1 protein-coding gene and 1 pseudogene are annotated in these 22,314 nt (G+C 77.9%); both read right to left on the bottom strand.

Features of this window, described 5'->3' with window-relative positions; genetic code table 11:
* Positions 1 to 257: 257 nt before the first annotated feature.
* Positions 258 to 12,984 (bottom strand): annotated as a pseudogene (locus tag ABEB06_RS36060) (type I polyketide synthase); the annotation flags it as partial.
* Complete coding sequence (locus ABEB06_RS36055; RefSeq protein ID WP_345701149.1) at positions 12,875 to 22,279, bottom strand: type I polyketide synthase; 9,405 nt, start codon at positions 22,277 to 22,279, stop codon at positions 12,875 to 12,877. The pseudogene ABEB06_RS36060 and the gene ABEB06_RS36055, both read right to left, overlap by 110 nt.
* Positions 22,280 to 22,314 lie beyond the last annotated feature (35 nt).

Here is a 22,314-nt window from a genome sequence, read left to right as displayed (position 1 = left end):
GTCGGATCAGTGGGTGTCGGAGTTGCGCTCGACCAGCTGGAAGAGCTCCTCGTCGCTGGCGTTGTCGAAGTCGAACTCGTCCTCCTCGCCCGCTCGTTCGTCGAGGTCCCAGCGGTCGACCAGGGCGCGCAGCCGACCCAGCAGGGCGCGGTCGACCTCGGCGGCGCCGTCCGGGGCGGCGAGGGCGCGCTCCAGGGCGGCCAGCGACTCCAGCGCGCCGAGCGGGCCGGGTCCGCCCGCGGCGGCCGGGAGTTCGGCCAGCAGGTGGGCGGCGACGGCGGCCGGGGTCGGCTGGTCGAAGACCAGGGTGGCGGGCAGGTCGAGTCCGGTGCCGGCGCCGATCCGGTTGCGCAGCTCGACGGCGGTCAGCGAGCTCAGGCCGAGGTCGCGGAACGCCCGGTCCGCGTCGACGCCGGCGCTGTCGCCGTGGCCGAGGACGGCGGCCGCCTCCCGGCGGACCAGGGCGAGGAGTTCGGTCTCGCGGGCGGCCGGGTCGGCCAGCGCGGCCAGCCGGGCGATCCACGGGGCGTCCTCGCCGTCGGCCGCGGGCTGCGGGGCGGCGGCTGCGGTGACGGTGGTGTTGGAGACCGTCGCCTCCAGCCAGTACCGCTGCCGCTGGAACGGGTAGCCGGGCAGCGGGACCGGGCGGGGGCGGGCGTCGGCGAGCGGCGCCGTCCAGTCCACGGCGGCGCCGCGGACCCACAGTTCGGCCGCCGAGAGCAGGAAGCGGTGCAGCCCGCCCTCGTCGCGGCGCAGCGTCCCGGTGACCGCGCTGCGGCGGCCGAGCCCGGCGGACTCCAGGGTCTCCTGCAGCGGCACGGTGAGCACCGCGTGCGGGCTGACCTCGACGAAGACGGTGTGGCCCTGGTCGGCGAGCGCCCGGGTGGCGTCCTCGAAGCGGACCGTCTCGCGCAGGTTGGTCACCCAGTACGCGGCGTCCAGGCCGGCGGTGTCCTGCCAGTCGCCGGTGACGGTGGACAGCAGCGGCACCGTGCCGGTGCGCGGGCGGACGGGTGCCAGCAGCTCCAGCAGCTCCTCGCGGAGCCCGTCCACCTGGGCGGAGTGCGAGGCGTAGTCGACCGGGACCAGCCGGGCCCGGGCGCCCTCCTCGCGGTAGCCGGCGACCAGCTCGGCGAGCGCCTCGGGCTCGCCGGAGACCACGGTCGCGGACGGCCCGTTGACGACCGCCACGGACAACCGGCCGTCCCAGGCGGTGATCCGCTCGGCGACCCGGTCGACGGGCAGCGCGACCGAGGCCATGCCGCCCTTGCCGGAGAGCGCGAGGATGGCGCGGCTGCGCAGGGCGACCACCCGGGCGCCGTCCTCCAGCGAGAGCCCGCCGGCGACCACGGCCGCGGCGATCTCGCCCTGGCTGTGGCCGACCACCGCGTCGGGGTGGACGCCGTGGGCCCGCCACAGCTCGGCGAGCGAGACCATGACCGCCCACAGGACGGGCTGCACCACGTCGACCCGGTCGAGTCCGGGCGAGCAGGGCGCGCCGCGCAGGACGTCGACCAGCGACCAGTCGGTGTGCGGGGCCAGGGCGGCCGCGCACTCGGCGATCCGGGCGGCGAAGACCGGTGCGGTGTCGAGGAGTTCGACCGCCATGCCGGCCCACTGGGAACCCTGGCCGGGGAAGACGAACACGGTCTTCCCGGTCAGGTCGGCGGTGCCGCGGACCAGGGCGGGCGAGGGCTCGTCGGCGGCGAGCGCCCGCAGGCCCTCGGCGCCGCCGACCGCGACCGCCCGCTCCTCGAGCGCGGCCCGGGCGGTGACCAGGGTGTGCGCGAGGTCCACCGGCTCGGTGGTCGCCAGCAGCTCGGCGACCTGCCCGGCCCGGGCCCGCAGGGCCGCGCCGGAGCGGGCCGACACCGCGAACGGCAGCACCGGCGGGGTCGGTCCGCGCTCGGGCCGCGGCCGCTCGGCGGGCGCCTGCTCGATGATCACGTGCGCGTTGGTGCCGGAGACGCCGAACGAGGACACCCCGGCCCGGCGCGGACGCCCGGCCTCGGGCCAGGCCCGCTGCTCGGTGAGCAGCCGCACCTCGCCGGCCTCCCAGTCCACGTACGGGGTGGGCTCGTCCACGTGCAGGGTGCGCGGCAGCACGCCGTGCCGGATCGCCTGCACCATCTTGATCACCCCCGCGGCGCCGGCGGCGGCCTGGGTGTGGCCGATGTTCGACTTCAGCGAGCCGAGCCAGAGCGGCTCCTCGCGGTCCTGCCCGTACGTGGCGAGCAGCGCCTGCGCCTCGATCGGGTCGCCCAGCCGGGTGCCGGTGCCGTGGCCCTCGACCGCGTCCACGTCGGCGGCGGCCAGCCCGGCGTTGGCCAGCGCCTGCCGGATCACCCGCTGCTGGGCGGGGCCGCTGGGCGCGGTGAGGCCGTTGGACGCGCCGTCCTGGTTGACCGCGCTGCCGCGCAGCACGGCGAGCACCGTGTGCCCGTTGCGCTGCGCGTCGGAGAGCCGCTCGACCAGCAGCAGGCCGACGCCCTCGCCCCAGCCGGTGCCGTCCGCGGCGCCCGCGTACGCCTTGCAGCGGCCGTCGGCCGACAGGGCGCGCTGGCGGGAGAACTCCACGAAGGTGGTCGGGGTGGACATCACGGCCACGCCGCCGGCCAGCGCCAGGTCGCACTCGCCGGTGCGCAGCGACTGCGCGGCCAGGTGCAGGGCGACCAGCGAGGAGGAGCAGGCCGTGTCGACCGTGACGGCCGGGCCCTCGAAGCCGAAGGTGTAGGAGATCCGGCCGGAGGCGACGCTGCCCGCGGTGCCGTTGCCGAGCCAGCCCTCCAGCTCCGCCGGGACCTCGCGGACCCGGGGCGCGTAGTCGTGGTACATCACGCCGGCGAACACGCCGGTGCGGCTGCCGCGCAGCGCGGTCGGGTCGAGTCCGGCGCTCTCCAGCGCCTCCCAGCCGGCCTCCAGCAGCAGGCGCTGCTGCGGGTCGGTGGCCAGCGCCTCGCGCGGCGAGACGCCGAAGAACGCGGCGTCGAACTCGGCGGCCCGGTCCAGGAATCCGCCGTGCCGGGTGTACGAGGTGCCCGGGTTGTCCGGGTCGGGCGAGTACAGCGCGTCCAGGTCCCAGCCGCGGTCGGTGGGGAACTCGCCGACCGCGTCGACGCCGTCGGCGACCAGCCGCCACAGCTCGTCGGGGTCGGTGACGCCGCCGGGCAGGCGGCAGGCCATGCCGACGATCGCGATCGGCTCGTCCGCCCGGACCGGCACCGGCGCCTGGGCCGCGACCGGCTGCTCCGCGGTGTCGCCGAGCAGTTCGGCGAGCAGGTGCTCGGCGAGCGCGACCGGGCTGGGGTGGTCGAAGACCAGGGTGGCGGACAGGCGCAGGCCGGTGGCGGCGCCGATCCGGTTGCGCAGTTCGACGGCGGTCAGCGAGTCCAGGCCGAGGCTGGTGAACGAGCGGCTGCCGCCCACCGACTCCGGGTCGCCGCCGAGCACGGCGGCCACCTCGGCGCGGACCAGCCGCAGCAGTTCGGCGAGCCGCTCGGCGCCGTCGCCGAACGCGGCGAGCCGCTGCGCGAGAGGGGCCTCGCCGCTCGCCCCGGCCGCCGCGCCCGCGGTGCGGCGGGCCCGGCGGACCAGGCCGCGCAGCAGCGGCGGCACGGCGCGTCCGCGCAGCGCGGCCAGGTCGAGCGGGGCGGGCACCAGGGCGGGCCGCTCGCCGAGCAGTTCGGCCGCGTCGAAGAGGGCGAGGCCCTCCGCGGAGTCGATCGGCCGGATGCCGAACCGGGCGAGCCGGGCGTGGTCGGTCGCGGTGAGGTGGCCGGTGATGCCGCTGGCCTCGGCCCACTGGCCCCACGCCAGCGATTGGGCGGGCAGGCCGAGCGAGCGGCGGTGGGCCGCCAGCGCGTCCAGGTAGGCGTTGGCCGCCGCATAGCTGGCCTGCCCCGGCGAGCCGAGCACGGTGGCGACGGAGGAGTACAGCACGAACGCGGCCAGGTCGTGGCCCCGGGTCAGCTCGTGCAGGTACCGGGCGCCGTCGGCCTTCGGCTCCCAGACGCCGGCCAGCCGCTGCCGGGTGAGCGCGCCGAACACGCCGTCGTCGACCACACCGGCGGTGTGGATCACGGCGGTGAGCGGGTGCGCGGCCGGGACGGCGGCGATCGCGGCGGCGAGCTGCGCGCGGTCGGCGGTGTCGGCCGCGGTGACGGTCACCGCGGCGCCGAGCGCCTGCAGTTCCTCCCGCAGGCCGTCCGCGCCGGGTGCGTCCGGTCCGCGCCGCGACAGCAGCAGCAGGTGGCGCACGCCGCGCTCGGCGACCAGGTGCCGGGCCAGCAGCGCGCCGAGCACGCCGGTGCCGCCGGTGATCAGGACGGTGCCCTCCGGGTCCCACGGGCGCGGCTCGGCCTGCCGCGGGACGGCCACCCGCTGCAGCCGGGGCACGTGCACCCGGCCCTCGCGGAGCGCGAGTTGCGGCTCGCCGGTGGCGACGGCGGCGGCCAGCCGCTGCTCGGAGGCGGCCTCGGCGTCGGTGTCCACCAGGACGATCCGCTCCGGGTGCTCGGACTGCGCGGAGCGCAGCAGGCCCCAGACCGGTGCCAGGACCTGGTCCGGCACCTCGCCGTCGACGGCGACGGCGCCCCGGGTCACCACGACCAGCCGCGAGGCTTCGTTCGCCTCGTCGGCGAGCCAGCCCTGGACCTGCTTCAGCACCTCGGCGAGGGTGCCCCGGTGCGCGGCCACCCGCAGCTCGTCGAACGGGTCGACGGGCTGCGCCGGCGCCTCGATCCGCGGCCACTCCACGGCGAACAGGCTGTCCCGGTCGAGGCGTACGGCCCCGGCCGCCGGGCCGTCCTGCACCGGGCGGGTGACCAGCTCGGCGATCGACACCACCGGACGGCCCTCGAGGTCGTCGGCGGTCAGCGCGTACTGGTCCGGGCCGGTCTCGGTGACCCGGATCCGCAGCGCGGTCGCGCCGGTGGCGTGCAGGGTGACGCCGCGGTAGGCGAACGGCAGGCGCCGTCCCGCCCGCGGGCCGCCCGCGAGGGCGGGCAGCTGGGCGGCGGCGTCCAGCAGCGCGGGGTGGATGCCGAACCGCGCGGCGTCGCCCGCCTGCTCGGCGGGCAGCGCCGCCTCGCCGTACAGGTCCGTCCCGTCCCGGCGCACCGAGCGCAGGCCCCGGAACGCCGGGCCGTAGTCCAGTCCGACGGCTGCGAGCTGCTCGTACGCCTCTTCGGCGGTGATCTCCTCGGCGTCCGCCGGGGCGGGCCGGACGGCCTCCGGACGCGCGGCCTCGCGGTCCGAGAGCAGGCCGCTCGCGTGCCGGGTCCACTCGGCGTCGGCGCCGGCCCGGGAGTGGACGGCGACCGTGCGCACCCCGTGCCCGTCGGGCTCGCCGACGGCGACCTGCAGCTGCAGCGCGCCGCGCTCGGGCAGCACCAGCGGTGCCTCGACGACCAGTTCGTCCAGGACGGGCGCGCCGACCTCGTCGCCGGCCCGGACCGCCAGCTCCAGCAGGGCCGCGCCCGGGGCGAGCACGGTGCCGTGCGCGACGTGGTCGGCGAGCCACGGGTGGGTGGCGAGCGAGACGCTGCCGGTGAGCAGCACGCCGTCCGAGTCGGCGGGGCGGACGACCGCGCCGAGCACCGGGTGGCGGACGCTGCCGAGCCCGAGGCCGCCCGCGTCGACGGCTCCGGCGGCGGCCTCCAGCCAGTAGCGGCGGCGCTGGAAGGGGTAGGTGGGCAGTTCGGTGCGGGGCCGGCGGTCGCCGCCGAAGAGGGCGGTCCAGTCGACCCGGTGGCCGTGGACGTGGATCCGGGCGAGCGCGGTGAGCGCGCTGTGCGCCTCCGCCCTGTCCCGGCGCAGGGCGGCGGCGGTGACCGGCGCCTCCAGGGTCTGCTCGACCAGCCCGGTCAGCGTGCCGTCGGGGCCGAGCTCCAGGAAGGTGGTGACCCCTTCGGCGGCCAACTCGCCGACCACGTCGGCGAACCGGACCGGCTCGCGGACCTGGCGCACCCAGTACGCCGGGTCGGTCAGCTCGGCCGCGGTGGCGACCTTGCCGGTCACGTTCGAGACCACGGGCAGGGTCGGCGGGTGGTAGGTCAGGGTGGCGGCGACCGCCTCGAACGCGGCCAGCATCGGGTCCAGGTGCGCGGAGTGGAAGGCGTGCGACACCCGCAGCCGGCGGGTGCGCCGGTCGGCGAACCGCTCGGCGACCGCGAGGACGGCGTCCTCGTCACCGGAGACCACCACGGCACGCGGGCCGTTGACGGCCGCGATCTCCGCGCCCGGGACGAGGGCCTCGCGGACCTCCTCCTCGGTGGCCTGCACGGCGACCATCGCCCCGCCCGCCGGCAGCGCCTGCATCAGCCCCGCCCGAGCGGCGACCAGCCGGGCCGCGTCCTCCAACGAGAACACCCCCGCCACGTGCGCCGCCGCCAGCTCACCGATCGAGTGCCCCGCCACCAGGTCCGGCCGCACCCCCCACGACTCGAACAACCGGAACAGCGCCACCTCCACCGCGAACAGCGCGGGCTGCGTCCACCCCGTCTCGTCCAACCCCTCACCCGAGGCGATCACCTCCGCCACCGGCAGGCCCAACGCCTCCACCACCGCGTCGAACGCGGCCGCGAACACCGGGAACGCCCCGTACAACTCCCGCCCCATCCCCACCCGCTGACTCCCCTGACCGGAGAAGAGGAAGGCCAGGCCGCCGGAGCCGGCGGTGCCGCGGACCACCTCGGGCCCGTCGAGGTCGAGCAGGGCCTCGGCGGTGCCGAGCACCACCGCGCGCTCCTCCAGGTGGGCGCGCGAGGCGGCCAGCGCCTGGGCGACCGCGTCGGCGCCACCGCCGGCCGCCAGGTCGGCGATCTGCTCGGCCTGGGCGCGCAGCGCCTGCTCCGAGCGGGCCGAGACGACGAACGGGAGCACCGGCGGCACCACGGTCGGGGCCTGCGCGCGCGGCGCCTCGACCGGCGCCTGCTCGATGATCACGTGCGCGTTGGTGCCGGAGACGCCGAACGCCGACACGGCGACCCGGCGCGGACGGCCGAGCTCCGGCCACGGCTGCTCCTCGGTCAGCAGCCGCACCGCGCCGGACTCCCAGTCCACGTGCGGGGACGGGGCGTCCACGTGCAGGGTGCGCGGTAGGACGCCGTGCTCGATCGCCAGCACCGACTTGATCACGCCCGCCACCCCGGCCGCGGCCTGGGTGTGGCCGATGTTCGACTTCACCGAGCCCAGCCAGAGCGGGTGCTCGCGCTCCTGCCCGTACGTCGCCAGCAGCGCCTGCGCCTCGATCGGGTCGCCGAGCGTCGTCCCGGTGCCGTGCGCCTCGACCGCGTCCACGTCCGCGGGGGCGAGCCCGGCCGCGGCCAGCGCCTGCCGGATCACCCGCTGCTGCGAGGGGCCGCTCGGCGCGGTGAGGCCGTTGGACGCACCGTCCTGGTTGACCGCGCTGCCGCGCAGCACCGCCAGCACCCGGTGCCCGTTGCGCCGCGCGTCGGAGAGCCGCTCGACCAGCAGCAGGCCCACCCCCTCCGCCCAGCCGGTGCCGTCCGCCGCCGCGGCGAACGCCTTGCACCGCCCGTCGGGGGACATCGCCCGCTGCCGGGAGAACTCCACGAAGGTGGTCGGCGTGGTCATCAGCAGCACGCCGCCGGCCACCGCCAGGTCGCTCTCCCCGCTGCGCAGCGACTGCGCGGCCAGGTGCAGGGCGACCAGCGAGGACGAGCACGCGGTGTCCACCGTGACGGCCGGGCCCTCGAACCCGAAGGTGTACGAGATCCGGCCCGAGGCCACGCTGCCCGCGTTGCCGATGCCCAGGTACGCCTCCAGCTCCTCCGGGGCCTGCTGGATGCCGGCGCCGTAGTCCCGGCCGGAGATGCCGGCGAAGACGCCGGTCCGGCTGCCGCGCAGCGTGCCCGGGTCGATGCCCGCCCGCTCGAACAGCTGCCAGGTGGTCTCCAGCAGCAGGCGCTGCTGCGGGTCGACGGCGGGGGCCTCGCGCGGGGGGATGCCGAAGAACTCGGCGTCGAAGTCGCCGATCCCCTCCAGGAATCCGCCGTGCCGCGAGTACGAGGTGCCGGGCCGGTCCGGGTCGGGGCTGTACAGGTTCTCCAGGTCCCAGCCGCGGTCGGCGGGGAACTCGGTGAGCGCGTCGACGCCGTCGCCGACCAGCCGCCACAGGTCCTCGGGCGACTCGACGCCGCCGGGGTAGCGGCAGGCCATGCCGACGATCACCACCGGGTCCTCGTCGTGCGCGACCGCCGCGACCGGTCCGGCGGCGGCCGGCTCCTCGGCGCCCCACAGCTCCTCGGCCAGCCAGTCGGCCAGCGCGGCGGGGGTGGGGTGGTCGAAGACCACGGTGGCGGGCAGTCGGCGTCCGGTGGCGGCGCCGAGCCGGTTGCGGAACTCGACCGCGGTCAGCGAGTCGAAGCCCTGCTGGCGGAAGGCCCGGGCGGGGTCGATCGCGTCGGCGGAGCCGTGCCGCTGGACGGCGGCGGCCTGGGCCCGGACGACGCCGAGCAGGCTGCGCCGGCGCTCGGCGGCGGGCAGCGCGGCGAGCCGGCCGAGCAGGTCACTGCCCGGCTGCTCGGCGGCCGGCCCGGTGGGCGCGGCGCGGACCAGTTCGGCGGCCAGCGGGTGCCGGCGGCCGCGGAACAGCGCCGACCAGTCGGCGTCGGCGACCACCAGGTGGCCCTCGCCGTGGTCGAGCGCCTGGCCGAGCACCTCGACCGCCCGGGCGGGCGGCAGCGAGACCAGGCCGTGCCGCAGCAGCTGCTCCTCGGCGCCGTCGGCGGCGATGCCGTCGCCCGCCCAGTGGCCCCAGGCGATGGCGGTGGCGGGCAGCCCTGCGGCCCGGCGCTCGGCGGCGAGCGCGTCCAGGTAGGCGTTGCCGGGCGCGTAGTTGCCCTGGCCGGGGATGCCGGCCACGCCCGCGAGCGAGGAGAACAGCACGAACGCGGAGAGCGCGCGGTCGGCGGTCAGCTCGTGCAGCAGCCGGGCGGCGCCGGCCTTGGCCCGCAGGGCGTCCTCGAGCTGCCGGGCGGTCAGGGTCGGGATCAGCCCGTCGTGCAGCGCGGCGGCGGTGTGCACCACGGCGGTGAGCGGCTGCTCGGCGGGGACCGCGTCGAGGACGGCGGTCAGCGCGGCCCGGTCGGCGACGTCGGCGGCGGCGAAGCTCACCCGGGCGCCGAGGGCGGCGAGCTCGGCCTCCAGGACGGCGGCGCCGGGCGCCTCGGCGCCGCGGCGGCTGACCAGCAGCAGGTGCTCGGCGCCGCGGGCGGCCAGCCAGCGGGCGACGTGCCCGCCGAGCGCGCCGGTGCCGCCGGTGATCAGGGTGGTGCCGGTCGGCTGCCACGGCTCGGCGGCCTCGCCCGCCGGGGCGGCGGCGACCAGGCGGCGGGCGAACGCCCCGGCGGGGCGCAGCGCGAGTTCCACCTCGCGGTCGGCGGCGGTGTCGGCGATCAGCGCGGCGGCCCGCTGCCAGAGCCGCGCGTCGGGTGCGGCGGGCAGGTCGAGCAGGCCGCCGTGCAGGTCGGGCTGTTCGGCGGCGAGGATCGCGCCGAAGCCCCAGACCAGGGCCTGGGCGGGGTCGGTGACCGGGTCGGACGGGCCGGTGGAGACGGCGCCGGAGGTCAGGTACCAGACCGGGGCGGGTGCGCCGGTGTCGTCGAGCGCCTGGGCGAGGGCCACCGAGGCGGCGTGCGCCCAGGGCAGTGCCGGGTGCTCGGGGTGGGGGCCGTGGCGCAGGCCGAGCAGTGAGACCACGCCGGCGACCGGCCCGGCGGCGGCCAGGTCGGCGGCGAGCCGCTCCCGGTCGGGGCCGCCGACCAGGTGGGCGGTCCGGGCGCCGAGGGCGTCGAGCGCCCGGCCGAGCGCGGCGGTCCACGGGTGTGCGGCGTGCTCCTCGGCGGTGACCAGCAGCCACCTGCCGTCCAGTGCGGGCGCGGCGGGCGCGGTGACGGAGCGCCAGGTCAGCCGGTGGCGCCAGCCGTCGGCGGCGGTGGCGGCCTGCCGGCGGTCCCACCAGCTGGCGAGGGCGGGCAGCACGGGGGCGAGCCGCTCGCCGTCCACGCCGATCTCCTCGCCGAGCCGGCCGGCGTCGCGGTCGGCGACCAGGTCCCAGAAGCGGCCGTCGGGGGCGGGCGCGGAGGCGTCCAGGTGCTCGGGCGAGCGGCTGGCGTCGAGCCAGTACCGCTGCCGCTGGAACGGGTAGGTGGGCAGCTCGGCAAGGTGCGGGGCGGTGCCCGCGAAGGCGGGCGTCCAGTCCACGGCGACGCCGCGGACGTGGAGTTCGGCGACCGAGGTGAGCCAGCGGTGCCGGCCGCCCTGCTCGCGGCGGAGCGAGGCGCCGACCACCGGGTCGGCGACGCCGGCGGCGTCCAGGGTGTCCTCGATCGCACCGGTGAGCACCGGGTGCGGGCTGACCTCGACGAACACGGTGTGCCCGTCGGCGGCCAGCGCCCGGATGGCCTGCTCGAACCGGACGGTGCGGCGCAGGTTCTGGAACCAGTACGCGGCGTCCAGGCCGGCGGTGTCCTGCCAGTCGCCGGTGACGGTGGACAGCAGCGGCACCGTGCCGGTGCGCGGGCGGACCGGGGCCAGCAGCTCCAGCAGCTCCTCGCGCAGCGCGTCGGTCTGCACGGAGTGCGAGGCGTAGTCGATGTTGACCGGGCGGACCCGGACGCCCTCGGCGGTGTAGGCCTCGGTGAGCTCGGCGAGCGCCGCCGGGTCGCCGGAGACCACGGTGGACAGCGGGCCGTTCACCACGCCGATGGACAGCTTCCCCGGCCAGGCGGTGATCCGCTGCTCGACCTCGGCGAGCGGGCGGGCCACCGACACCATGCCGCCCTTCCCGGACAGGGTGGCGAGCGCCTGGGCGCGGCGGGCGACGATCCGGGCGGCGTCGGGGAGGGTCAGGCCGCCCGCGACGTACGCGGCGGCGACCTCGCCCTGGCTGTGGCCGACCACCGCGTCGGGGCGCACCCCGTACGCCTGCCAGAGCGCGGCGAGGGCCACCATGACGGCCCACAGGGTGGGCTGGACGACGTCGACCCGGTCCGGGTCGGGGCCGCCGGGGACGCCGCGGACCACGTCCAGCAGCGACCAGTCGGTGTGCGGGGCGAGGGCGGCCGCGCAGTCCTCCAGCGCGGCGGCGAACACCGGCTCGGCGGCGAGCAGTTCGGCGGCCATGCCGGTCCACTGGGAGCCCTGGCCGGGGAAGACGAAGACCACCTTGCCGGGGCTGCCGGCGGTGCCGCGGACCACCTCGGGCCCGTCCGGGTCGCGCAGCGCCTGCGGGTCGCCGACGGCGACCGCCCGCTCCTCCAGGGCGGCGCGGCCGTGCACCAGGGTGTGCGCCGCGTCCAGGGGGTCGGTGTGCTCCAGGGCGGCGGCGATCCGCCCGGCCTGGGCGTGCAGCGCCTGCGCGGTGCGGGCCGAGACGACGTACGGCAGCACCGGCGGGACCGCGCCGCGCCCGGTGGGCTCGGCGGGATCGGCTGCCGGCGCCTGCTCGACGATCACGTGCGCGTTGGTGCCGGAGACGCCGAACGCCGACACGGCGGCCCGGCGCGGACGCCCGAGCTCCGGCCACGGCTGCTGCTCGGTCAGCAGCCGCACCGCGCCGGACTCCCAGTCCACGTGCGGCGAGGGGGCGTCCACGTGCAGGGTGCGCGGCAGGACGCCGTGCCGGATGGCCAGCACCGACTTGATCACACCCGCCACCCCGGCCGCGGCCTGGGTGTGGCCGATGTTCGACTTCACCGAGCCCAGCCAGAGCGGGTGCTCGCGCTTCTGCCCGTACGTGGCCAGCAGCGCCTGCGCCTCGATCGGGTCGCCCAGCCGGGTGCCGGTGCCGTGCGCCTCGACCGCGTCGACGTCCGCGGGGGCGAGCCCGGCGGAGGCCAGCGCCTGCCGGATCACCCGCTGCTGCGAGGTGCCGCTCGGGGCGGTCAGCTGGCTGCTGCGGCCGTCCTGGTTGACGGCCGAGCCGCGCAGCACGGCGAGCACCCGGTGGCCGTGGCGCCGGGCGTCCGAGAGCTTCTCCAGGACCAGCAGGCCCGCGCCCTCGCCCCAGCCGGTGCCGTCCGCGGCGGCGGCGAACGGCTTGCAGCGGCCGTCCGGGGCGAGGCCCCGCTGGCGGCTGAACTCGATGAACATGCCGGGCGCCGAGAGCACGGTCGCGCCGCCCGCGAGGGCCAGCGAGCACTCCCCGGCGCGCAGGGCGCGGGCCGCCAGGTGCAGGGCGACCAGCGAGGACGAGCAGGCGGTGTCCACGGTCACCGCCGGGCCCTCCAGGCCCAGGGTGTAGGCGATCCGGCCGGAGGCGACCGAGGTGGTCGTGCCGGTCAGCACGTAGCCGTCGGTCTGCTCCGCGGGCAGGTGGTGCATGCTCGGGCCGTACTCCTGAGCGATGACGCCCGCGAACACGCCGGTGCGGCTGCCGCGCAGCGCGTGCGGGTCGATCGCGGCGTCCTCCAGCGCCTCCCAGGCGGTCTCCAGCAGCAGGCGCTGCTGCGGCTCGGCGGCGAGCGCCTCGCGCGGCGAGACGCCGAAGAAGCCGGCGTCGAACTCGCCCGCGTCGTACAGGAATCCGCCCTCGCGGGCGTAGCTGCGGCCGGGCCGGTCCGGGTCGGGGTCGTAGAGGTGGTCCAGGTCCCAGCCGCGGTCGGTCGGGAACGGGCCGACCACGTCGCGCTCCTCGGCGACCAGCCGCCACAGCGCCTCGGGGGTGTCGGCGCCGCCGGGGAAGCGGCAGGCCATGCCGACGATGGCGATCGGCTCCTCGGGGCCGGTGCCGGCCGCCTTGGCCTCGGCCTCGGCGAGGCGTCGGCGGGTCTGGTGCAGCTCGGTCGCGACCTTGTTGAGGTAGTCGCGCAGCTTCTGCTCGTCCGTGCTCATGATCTGCGGGCCTTCCTCAGGAGATGCCGAGCTCGTTGTCGATGAAGTCGAAGATGTCGTCGTTGCTGACCTCGCCGATCCGTACGGCCAGGTCGTCGTCGGTGTCCGCCGCGGGCCTCGGCGCACCGAGCGCGGCGAGCAGGGCGGTCAGCCGGGCGGCCGCGTCGGCGCGGGCGTCCGGATCCTCCCGGAGGGCGTCCAAGGCCCTTTCCAGCCGGGCGAACTCCGCCGCTGCGTCCGGGAGTTCCGGCTGCTCGGCCGGGGCCAGCCGCTCCCGCAGGTGGGCGGCGAGCGCCAGCGGGGTCGGATGGTCGAAGACGGCGGTGGTGGGCAGCCGCAGACCGGTCGCCGCGTTGATCCGGTTGCGCAGCTCGATCACGCCCAGCGAGTCGAACTCCGCCTCCATGAAGCCGATCTCCGGCCGCACCGCGCCCGCGTCCGGGTGGCCGAGCACCGCGGCGGCCGTCGAACGGACCAGCTCCAGCAGCTCCCGCTCCTGCTCGGCCGCGGGCCTGCCGGCCAGCCGGGCCGCCAGGGCGGCCGCGCCGTCCCCGCCGGCCGCCCGCTGCGGGCGCCGCCGGGCCAGGCCGCGCAGCAACGGCGACAGCCGGTCCGCGGGCACCGCGGCGGTGTCGATCCGCGCGGCGGCCAACAGCGCGTACGGGGTGCCCGGCGTGCCGTCCGGGCCGCCCAGCGCGGCGTCGAACAGGGCCAGGCCGTACGCGTTGTCCATCGGCGCCAGGCCGGTGGCCGCCAGCCGCTCGGTCTCCGCGGCCCCGAGACCGGCCGCCATGCCGCCCGCCTTCGCCCAGTGGCCCCAGGCGAGTGAGACCGCGGGCAGGCCGCGCACCCGGCGGTGCTGCGCCAGCGCGTCCAACTGGCTGTTGGCGGCGGCGTAGTTGGCCTGGCCCGGGTTGCCGAGCAGGCCGACCGCGGAGGAGAACAGCACGAACGCGGCGAGGTCCAGGTGGGCGGTGGCCCGGTGCAGGTGCCAGGCCGCCTCCGCCTTGGGCCCGGCCACCCGGCGCAGCCGCTCGGGGGTGAGCGAGGTGAGCACCGTGTCGTCCAGGACGCCCGCGGTGTGCACCACGGCGGTCAGCGGGTGCGCGGCGGGCACCCCCGCGACCAGGGCCTCGACCGCCGCCGGGTCGGCCAGGTCCGCGGCGGTGACGGTGGTCTCGGCCCCGAGCGCCGCGAGGTCGGCGGCCAGCTCGGCCGCGCCCGGCGCGCCGATGCCCTGACGGCTCGCCAGCAGCAGGTGCCGGACGCCGTGGTGGGTGACCAGGCGTCGGGCCACCAGTCGGCCCAGGGCCCCCGTGCCGCCGGTCACCAGGACGGTGCCGCCGTCCGCGAGCGGTGCGGGCAGGGAGAGCGCCAGCTTGCCGGTGTGCCGGGCCTGGCTGAGCCGGCGGACCGCCTGCGGGGCGTGCCGCACGTCCTGCGCCAGCACCGGCAGCGGGGTCAGCGCGCCGGAGGCGAACAGCGGCGCCAGTTCGGCCAGGATCGCGGCGATCCGGTCCGGATCCACGTCGAACAGGTCGAACGCCAGGTAGGCGGCGCCGTCGTGGTCCCGCGCGACGGCCTCCGGGTCGCGCTGGTCGGTCTTGCCCATCTCCACGAACCGCCCGCCCGGGGCCAGCAGCCGCAGCGAGGCGTCCGTGAACTCCCGGGCCAGCGCGTTCAGGACCACGTCCACGCCGTGCCCGCCGGTCGCCGCGCGGAACGCCGGCTCGAAGTCCAGCGTCCGGCTGGAGGCGATGTGCGCGTCGTCCAGGCCCTGGTCCCTGAGCGTGCCCCACTTGCCGGGGCTCGCCGTACCGAAGACCACCGAACCGCCGTGCCGGGCCAACTGCACCGCCGCCTGGCCGACGCCGCCGGTCGCGGCGTGGACCAGCACGCTCTCCCCCGGTCGCAGGCCCGCCAGGTCGTACAGCCCGTGGTGCGCCGTCAGGAACGCCACCGGGACGGTCGCCGCCTGCGCGTCGCTCCACCCCTCCGGCACCCGGAACAGCAGCCGGTGGTCGGTCACCGCGACCGGCCCCAGGGTGCCCTGCACCAGACCGGCCACCCGGTCGCCGACCCGCAGGCGCTCCACGCCCGGCCCGGTCTCCAGCACCGTGCCGGCCGCCTCCGCGCCGACCCTGGCCCCGCCCGGGTAGACCCCCAGCGCGATCAGGACGTCGCGGAAGTTCAGCCCGGCGGCGCGCACCGCGAGGCGCACCTCGCCCGCGGCCAGCGGACGGCGGGCCTCGGGGGCGGGCAGCGCGGCGAGACCGTCCAGGCTGCCCGGGGTCTCGGTGTCCAGCCGCCAGGTGTCCCGGCCCGCCAGGTCGAGCAGGCCGTCGGAGCGGTCCCGGATCAGCCGCGGTACCAGCAGCTCACCGGCGCGCAGCGCCAGTTGGGGCTCGTCGGCCGCGAGGGCGGCGGGCAGCGCGGCCAGGGACTCCGGGGTGCCGTCCAGGTCCACCAGCACCAGCCGGCCCGGGTGTTCCGCCTGCGCGGTGCGCAGCAGCCCCCACACCGCCCCGGCCGCGGGCTCCGGCACGTCCTCACCGGCATGCGTGGCCACCGCGTGCTCGGTGGCCACCACCAGCGTCCCGCCGTCACCGGCCAGCCACGGCTGGACGACCCGCAACGCCTCCTCGGCGTCCCGGACGAGTTCGAACGAGGTGTCCCCCGGCAGCCCCGCCCGCACCGCCTCCAGCCAGACGGCGGACCGAGCGGCTCCCGCCGCGCCCGCAGGAACCCCGCCGGAGGCGGGACCCGAGGCCACGGCTGCGCGAACGGCTCCCGTGACGGCCCCGTGCGCACCGCCCTGCGGCGGAACGCCGGGCGCAGCCCCGGTGACCCCGCCGGAGGCGGGCGCGGCGGCCGGGTGGCCGGCGACGGCCTGCGCCACCCCCGCCGGGCCGGTGGTTCCGCCCGCAGCGGTCGGCAGGGGTTGCCAGGTGAGGCGCAGGGCTGCTTCGGCCGCCCCGGCGGGGGTGGCGGCGCGGAGGGTGAGGGCGGCGACGGTGGCGACGGGGGTGCCCGTGCTGTCGCTGACCTCCAGGGTCACGGTGTCCTGCCCGGCCGGGGTGATCCGGGCGCGCAGGGCGGTGGCTCCGGCCCGGTGGACCGTCACCTCGCGCCAGGCGAACGGCAGGACGGTCCGCTCGGCGTCCCGGACGACGGCGTGCAGGGCGGCGTCCAGCAGCGCGGGGTGCAGCGCGTACGCCTCACCGTCGGCGGCCGGGGCGATCTGCGCGTACAGCTCCTCGCCGCGCCGCCAGGCCGCGGTCAGCCCCCGGAACACCGGCCCGTACCGGTATCCCCGCGCGGCGAGCTCCTCGTACACGCCGTCCAGCTCGACCGGCTCCGCGCCGGCGGGCGGCCACGCGCCGTCCGCGGCCGGCCGCGCCGCACCACCGGGCGCCAGCACGCCCGTGGCGTGCCGCGTCCAGTCGGCGTCCTCGTGCTCGGTCTGCGAGCGGAGCTGGACCGGCCGGCGGCCGCTCCCGTCCTCCGCGCCGACGACGGCCTGCAGCCGGAGCCCGCCGTGTTCGGGCAGCACCAGCGGGGCCTCCAGGTCGAGCGTCTCGACCTGTCCGGCGCCGGTGCGCAGTGCGGCCTGGAGGGCGAGTTCGAGCAGCGCGGTGCCGGGGAGCAGCACCTGGCCGCCGACCGCGTGGTCGGCGAGCCACGGGTGGGTGCGCAGCGAGATCCGTCCGGTGAGCAGCAGGCCGGTGCCGTCGGGGAGTTCGGTCGCGGCGCCCAGCAGCGGGTGTCCGGTGGAGGCGAGGCCGCCGGTGTCGCCGGTGCCGGCCGGCTGGTCGAGCCAGTACCGCTGCCGCTGGAAGGGGTAGGTGGGCAGGTCGACGCCGGTCGGGGCGCCGGGGAGGGCGGCGTGCCAGTCGACCTCGACGCCGTGCAGGTGGAGCCGGGCGAGGGCTTCGGCGACAGTGTCGTGTTCGGGCCGGTCCGCGCGCAGGAGGGCGGCGAGCACGCGGGGCTCGTCGGTGTCGTCCAGGGTGTCCTCGGCGAGCGCGGTGAGCACGGGTCCGGGGCCGAGTTCCAGGTAGGCGCCGGTCCCGGCGGCCCGCAGGGCGCGGATCCCGTCGTGGAAGCGGACCGCCTCGCGGATGTGCCGCACCCAGTAGTCGGGGCTGCGCAGCTGCTCGGCGGTGGCGGGTGCGCCGGTGAGGTTGGAGATGACGGCGAGCCGGGGCTCGCGGTACTCCAGCCGTTCGGCGACGGCGCGGAAGTCGTCGAGGACGGCGTCCATGTGCGGCGAGTGGAAGGCCCGGCCGACCTGGAGCAGCTTGGTGCGGCGGCCTCGGGCCCGCCAGGCGTCGGCGATCCGCCGGACCTCGGTGCCGTCGCCGGAGAGCACGACGGAGGTGGGTCCGTTGACGGCGGCGAGCGAGACGGCGGGGCCGAGGTCGGCCGCCACCTCGGCCTCGGTGGCCTGGACGGCGGCCATCGCACCGCCGGCGGGCAGGGCCTCCATCAGCCGGCCGCGGGCGGCGACCAGGGTGACGGCGTCGGGCAGGGAGAGGACGCCGGCCAGGTGGGCGGCGCTGAGTTCGCCGACCGAGTGGCCGATCAGGTGGTCGGGGCGCAGCCCGTAGGACTCGGCGAGGCGGTGCAGGGCGACGTGCAGGGTGAACAGCGCGGGCTGGGTGTAGGCGGTGGTGCCGAGCAGGGCGGCGTTATCGGTGCCGGGCTCGGCGAACAGGACGTCGGTGAGCGGGACGGCGAGTTCGGCGGCGAACAGGGCGGCGATCTCGTCCACGGCGGCGGTGAACACCGGTTCGTCGGCGTACAGTTCGCGGCCCGCGCCGGGGCGCTGGCTGCCCTGGCCGGAGTACAGGAAGGCGGTGCGCACGTTCCGGGCGGCGGTGGCGCGCAGCAGTCCGGGGGTGTCCCGGCCGTCGGCCAGGGCCCGCAGTCCCTCGGCCGGGTCGCCGAGGACGGCCGCGCGGTGCTCGAAGTGCGTCCGGTGGGTGGCCAGCGCCCGGCCGAGGCCGGCCTGCCCGGCGAGCGGCAGCAACCGCTCGGCCTGGGTCCGCAGGGCGGCCTCGCTGCGCGCCGACACCAGCAACGGCAGGCCGCCGCCGACCGGTTCGGGCGCTGCCGGCTCGACCGGCGGCTCCTCCAGGATCAGGTGGGCGTTGGTGCCGCTGATGCCGAAGGAGGAGACGGCGGCGCGGCGCGGGCGGCCGGTGGCGGGCCACGGCGTGGTGCGCTCCAGCAGGCGGACGTCGCCGGCCGCCCAGTCGACGTGCGGGGAGGGCGCGTCCAGGTGCAGGGTGCCGGGGAGTTCGCCGTGGTGCAGCGCCTGGACCAGCTTGATCACGCCGGTGACGCCGGCGGCGGCCTGGGTGTGGCCGAGGTTGGACTTGGCGGAGCCGATCAGCAGCGGCCGCTCCCGCCCCTGGCCGTACGCGCCGATCAGGGCGCCCGCCTCGATCGGGTCGCCGAGGGCGGTGCCGGTGCCGTGGGCCTCGACGGCGTCGACGTCGCCGGGGGCGAGGCCGGCCTGGGCGAGGGCCTGGCGGATGACGCGTTCCTGGGCGGGGCCGTTGGGGGCGGTGAGGCCGTTGGAGGCGCCGTCCTGGTTGACGGCGGAGCCGCGGACCAGCGCGAGCACCCGGTGGCCGCGCCGGCGGGCGTCGGAGAGGCGTTCCAGCAGGACCAGGCCGACGCCCTCGGCCCAGGCGGTGCCGTCGGCCGCGGCCGCGAAGGGCTTGCAGCGGCCGTCGGGCGCGAGGCCCCGCTGGCGGCTGAACTCGGTGAACATGCCGGGCGTGGACATCACCGTGACGCCGCCGGCCAGCGCGAGGTCGCACTCGCCGGTGCGCAGCGCCTGGGCGGCGAGGTGGATCGCCACCAGCGAGGAGGAGCAGGCGGTGTCCACGGTGATCGCCGGGCCCTCCAGGCCCAGGGTGTAGGCGAGCCGTCCGGAGGCGACGGAGCTGAGGGTGCCGGTCAGCGCGTGGCCCTCGTACCCGACCGGGGTCTCGTGCAGGCGGGGCCCGTACTCCTGCGGCATGGCGCCGACGAACACGCCGGTGCGGCTGCCGCGCAGGGTGGCGGGGACGATGCCGGCCCGCTCGGTGAGCTCCCACGCGGACTCCAGCAGCAGGCGCTGCTGCGGGTCCATCGCGGCGGACTCGCGCGGGGCGAGGCCGAAGAACGCGCCGTCGAAGCGGTCGGCGTCGGCCAGGAAGCCGCCCTGCCGGGTGTACGAGCTGCCGGGGCGTTCCCCGTCGGGGTCGTAGAGCGCGTCGAGGTCCCAGCCGCGGTTGTCGGGGAACGGGCCGATCGCGTCCCGGCCCTCGCGCAGCAGCTCCCACAGCTGCTCGGGGGTGTCGGCACCGCCGGGCCAGCGGCCGCTGAGCGCGACCACGGCGATCGGGTCGTCGTCGGCCGCCCCGCCGGGGCCGTACGCGGGCACGGCCGGCCCGGTGGGCCCGGCGGCCGGCGCGGCCAGCCGGGCGGCGACGGCGCGCGGGGTGGGGTGGTCGAAGGTCAGGGTGGACGGCAGGGCGAGGCCGGTGGCACCGGCCAGCCGGTCGCGGAACTCCACGGCGGCGACCGAGTCGAAGCCGAGGTCCTTGAAGGTGCGGTCGGGGTCGACGGCCTCCGGTCCGTCCTGCCCGCGCACCAGGGCCGCCGCGGACCGGACGGCGGCCAGCGCCGCCTCCTCGCTCCAGCCGTCGGACACCTCCGCCGCCTGGGCCCGGACCGGCTCCGGGCCGGCCGTCAGCGGCGCGGTCTGCCCGTCCAGCCACAGCCGGCGGCGCTGGAACGCGTACGTCGGCAGCGGCACCGGGCCGCCGCGAACGCCGTACCGGGCCGTCCAGTCGACGACGCCGCCGCGCGCCCACAGCTCGGCGAGCGACGCCGCGAACTGCCCGGGCCCGCCGTGGTCGCGGCGCAGCGTGCCGGTGACGGCGGCCGCTCCGTCGGTGATCTGGGTCAGACCGACCGTCAGCACCGGGTGGGCGCTGGACTCGACGAAGCTGCGGTGCCCGTCGGCGAGGGCGGCCCGCACGGCGCGCTCCAGCTGCACGGTGCCGCGCAGGTTGCGGTACCAGTAGTCGGCGGTCAGCTCGGCGGTGTCCAGCAGGCCGCCGGTGACGGTGGAGTAGAACGCCAGGTCGGCGCGGCGGGGGCGGATGTGGGCGAGCAGGGCGGGCAGCGTGTCGCGCAGCGGCTCGACGTGCGGGGAGTGCGAGGCGTAGTCGACGGGCACCAGCCGGGCCCGGACGTCCTGGGCGCGGTACTCCTCGACCAGCAGCTCGACCGCCTCCCGGTCGCCGGAGACCACGGTGGCGGCCGGTCCGTTGACGGCGGCGACGCTGATCCCGCTCGGCCGGTCGGCGAGCCGCGCGGCGACCTCCTCGGCGGGCGCCGGGATCGCGGCCATCGCGCCCCGGCCCGAGGCGCCGAGCCCGGCGATGGCCTGCGAGCGCAGCGCGACCACGGCGGCCGCGTCCTCCAGGGTGAGCGCGCCGGCCACGTACGCCGCCGCGATCTCGCCCTGCGAGTGGCCGATCACCGCGGCCGGCCGGACGCCCTCGGCGCGCCACAGCGCGGCCAGCGCCACGTTCACGGCGAACAGCACGGGCTGCACCACGTCCACCCGCTCCAGCCCGGGCGCCCCCGGCTCGCCGCGCAGCACCGCGCCCACCGACCAGTCGGTGTACGGGGCCAGCGCCCGCTCGACGGCGGCCAGCTCATCGGCGAACGCCGGTGCGGTGTCCAGGAGTTCGCGGGCCATGCCGTCCCACTGGGAGCCCTGGCCGGGGAAGACCAGCACGGTCGGACCGCCGGCGTGCGCCCGGGCCTGGACCAGCCCGGCGGCCTGCCCGCCTTCCGCGAGCGCCGCGAGGCCCGCCAGCAGCTCCGCGCGGTCGGTGCCGGTGACGGCGGCGCGGTGCTCGAAGGCGGTCCGGGTGGTGGCGAGCGCCCGGCCGAGCCCGGCCGGGGTGAGGTCGCTCCGGGACTCGGCGAACTCCCGCAGCCGGGCCGCCTGTTCGCGCAGCGCCGCCGGGCTCCGACCGGACACCGGCCACAGCACCCGCGCACCCGCGTCCTCCGCGGTCGCGGTCGGCGCACCCTGGCCCTCCGTCGCCGCGGCCGCGCCCTGCGGCCCGGCAGCCACCACGACGTGGGCGTTGGTGCCGCCCACCCCGAAGGAGCTCACGCCCGCGACCGGCGTTCCGCCGTCCTCCGGCCACGGCCCGGACTCGGTCCGCACCCGCAGGCCCAGCTCCGCGAAGGGGATGCCCGGGTTGGGCGTGGCGAAGTTGAGGCTGGCCGGCAGCCGGCCACGGTGCACGGCGAGGACGGTCTTCAGCAGCCCGACGATGCCCGCCGCGCCCTCCAGGTGCCCGACGTTGGTCTTGGCCGAGCCGACCAGCAGCGGCGACCCGGCTGCCCGGCCGGCGCCGAGCGCCTCGCCGAGCGCGGCGGCCTCGATCGGATCGCCGACCCGGGTCCCGGTGCCGTGCAGCTCCACGTACCCGACCCGCGCGGGCTCGACCCCGGCCCGGCGCAGCGCCCGGCGCACCACGTCCGCCTGGGCGGCGGCACTCGGCACGGTCAGCCCCTCGGTGGCGCCGTCGCTGTTGACCGCGCTGCCGAGCAGTACCGCGTACACCCGGTCGCCGTCCGCGAGCGCCCGCACCAGCGGCTTCAGCACCAGCACCACGCCGCCCTCGCCGCGGACGAAGCCGTTGGCGCGGGCGTCGAAGGTGAAGCTGCGGTCGTCCGGCGACAGCGCGCCGAACCGCTCCATGGCCAGCGCCGAGTCCGGCGCCAGATTGAGGTGGACACCCGCCGCCAGCGCGTACTCCGCCTCGCCGGACCGCAGCGCCTCCACCGCGAGGTGGACGGCGACCAGCGAGGAGGACTGCGCGGAGTCCACCGTGAGGCTCGGCCCGCGCAGGTCCAGCGCGTACGACACCCGGTTGGCGATGACGCCCCGGTTGAGGCCGGTCAGCGTGTGCCGGGTGGGCGAACCGGTCCGGGCCGCCAGCGCGGCGTAGTCACCGCCGATCGCGCCGACGAACACCCCGGTCCGGCTGCCCGCCAGCCCGGCAGGCACCACCCCGGCGTCCTCCAGCGCCTCCCACGCCAGTTCGAGCACCAGGCGCTGCTGCGGGTCGGCGGCGGCCGCCTCGGCCGGGGTGATGCCGAAGAAGTCGGCGTCGAACCGGTCGACCTGCTCCAGGTACCCGCCCGCCCGGACCGGCTCGCCGTCCGCGAACCGGCCCGCCGGGGGCGCCCCGACCGCGCTGCGGCCGGCGTCCAGCAGCTGCCAGAACGCCTCCGGGTCCGGCGCACCGGGCAGCCGGCACGCGGCGCCGATCACGGCCACCGCCTCCGGTGAGCCGGCGTCGAGCACGGACGGGTCGGGGAATTCCGCCATGGTGGGTTCCACTCCTGGGGCCGGTGTCGTCTTCC

This window comes from Kitasatospora terrestris (genome assembly GCF_039542905.1).
Taxonomy (GTDB): Bacteria; Actinomycetota; Actinomycetes; order Streptomycetales; family Streptomycetaceae; genus Kitasatospora; species Kitasatospora terrestris.
The sequence above is the reverse complement of the archived record's forward strand: the minus strand, read 5'-3'. Positions and strand labels throughout refer to the sequence as shown.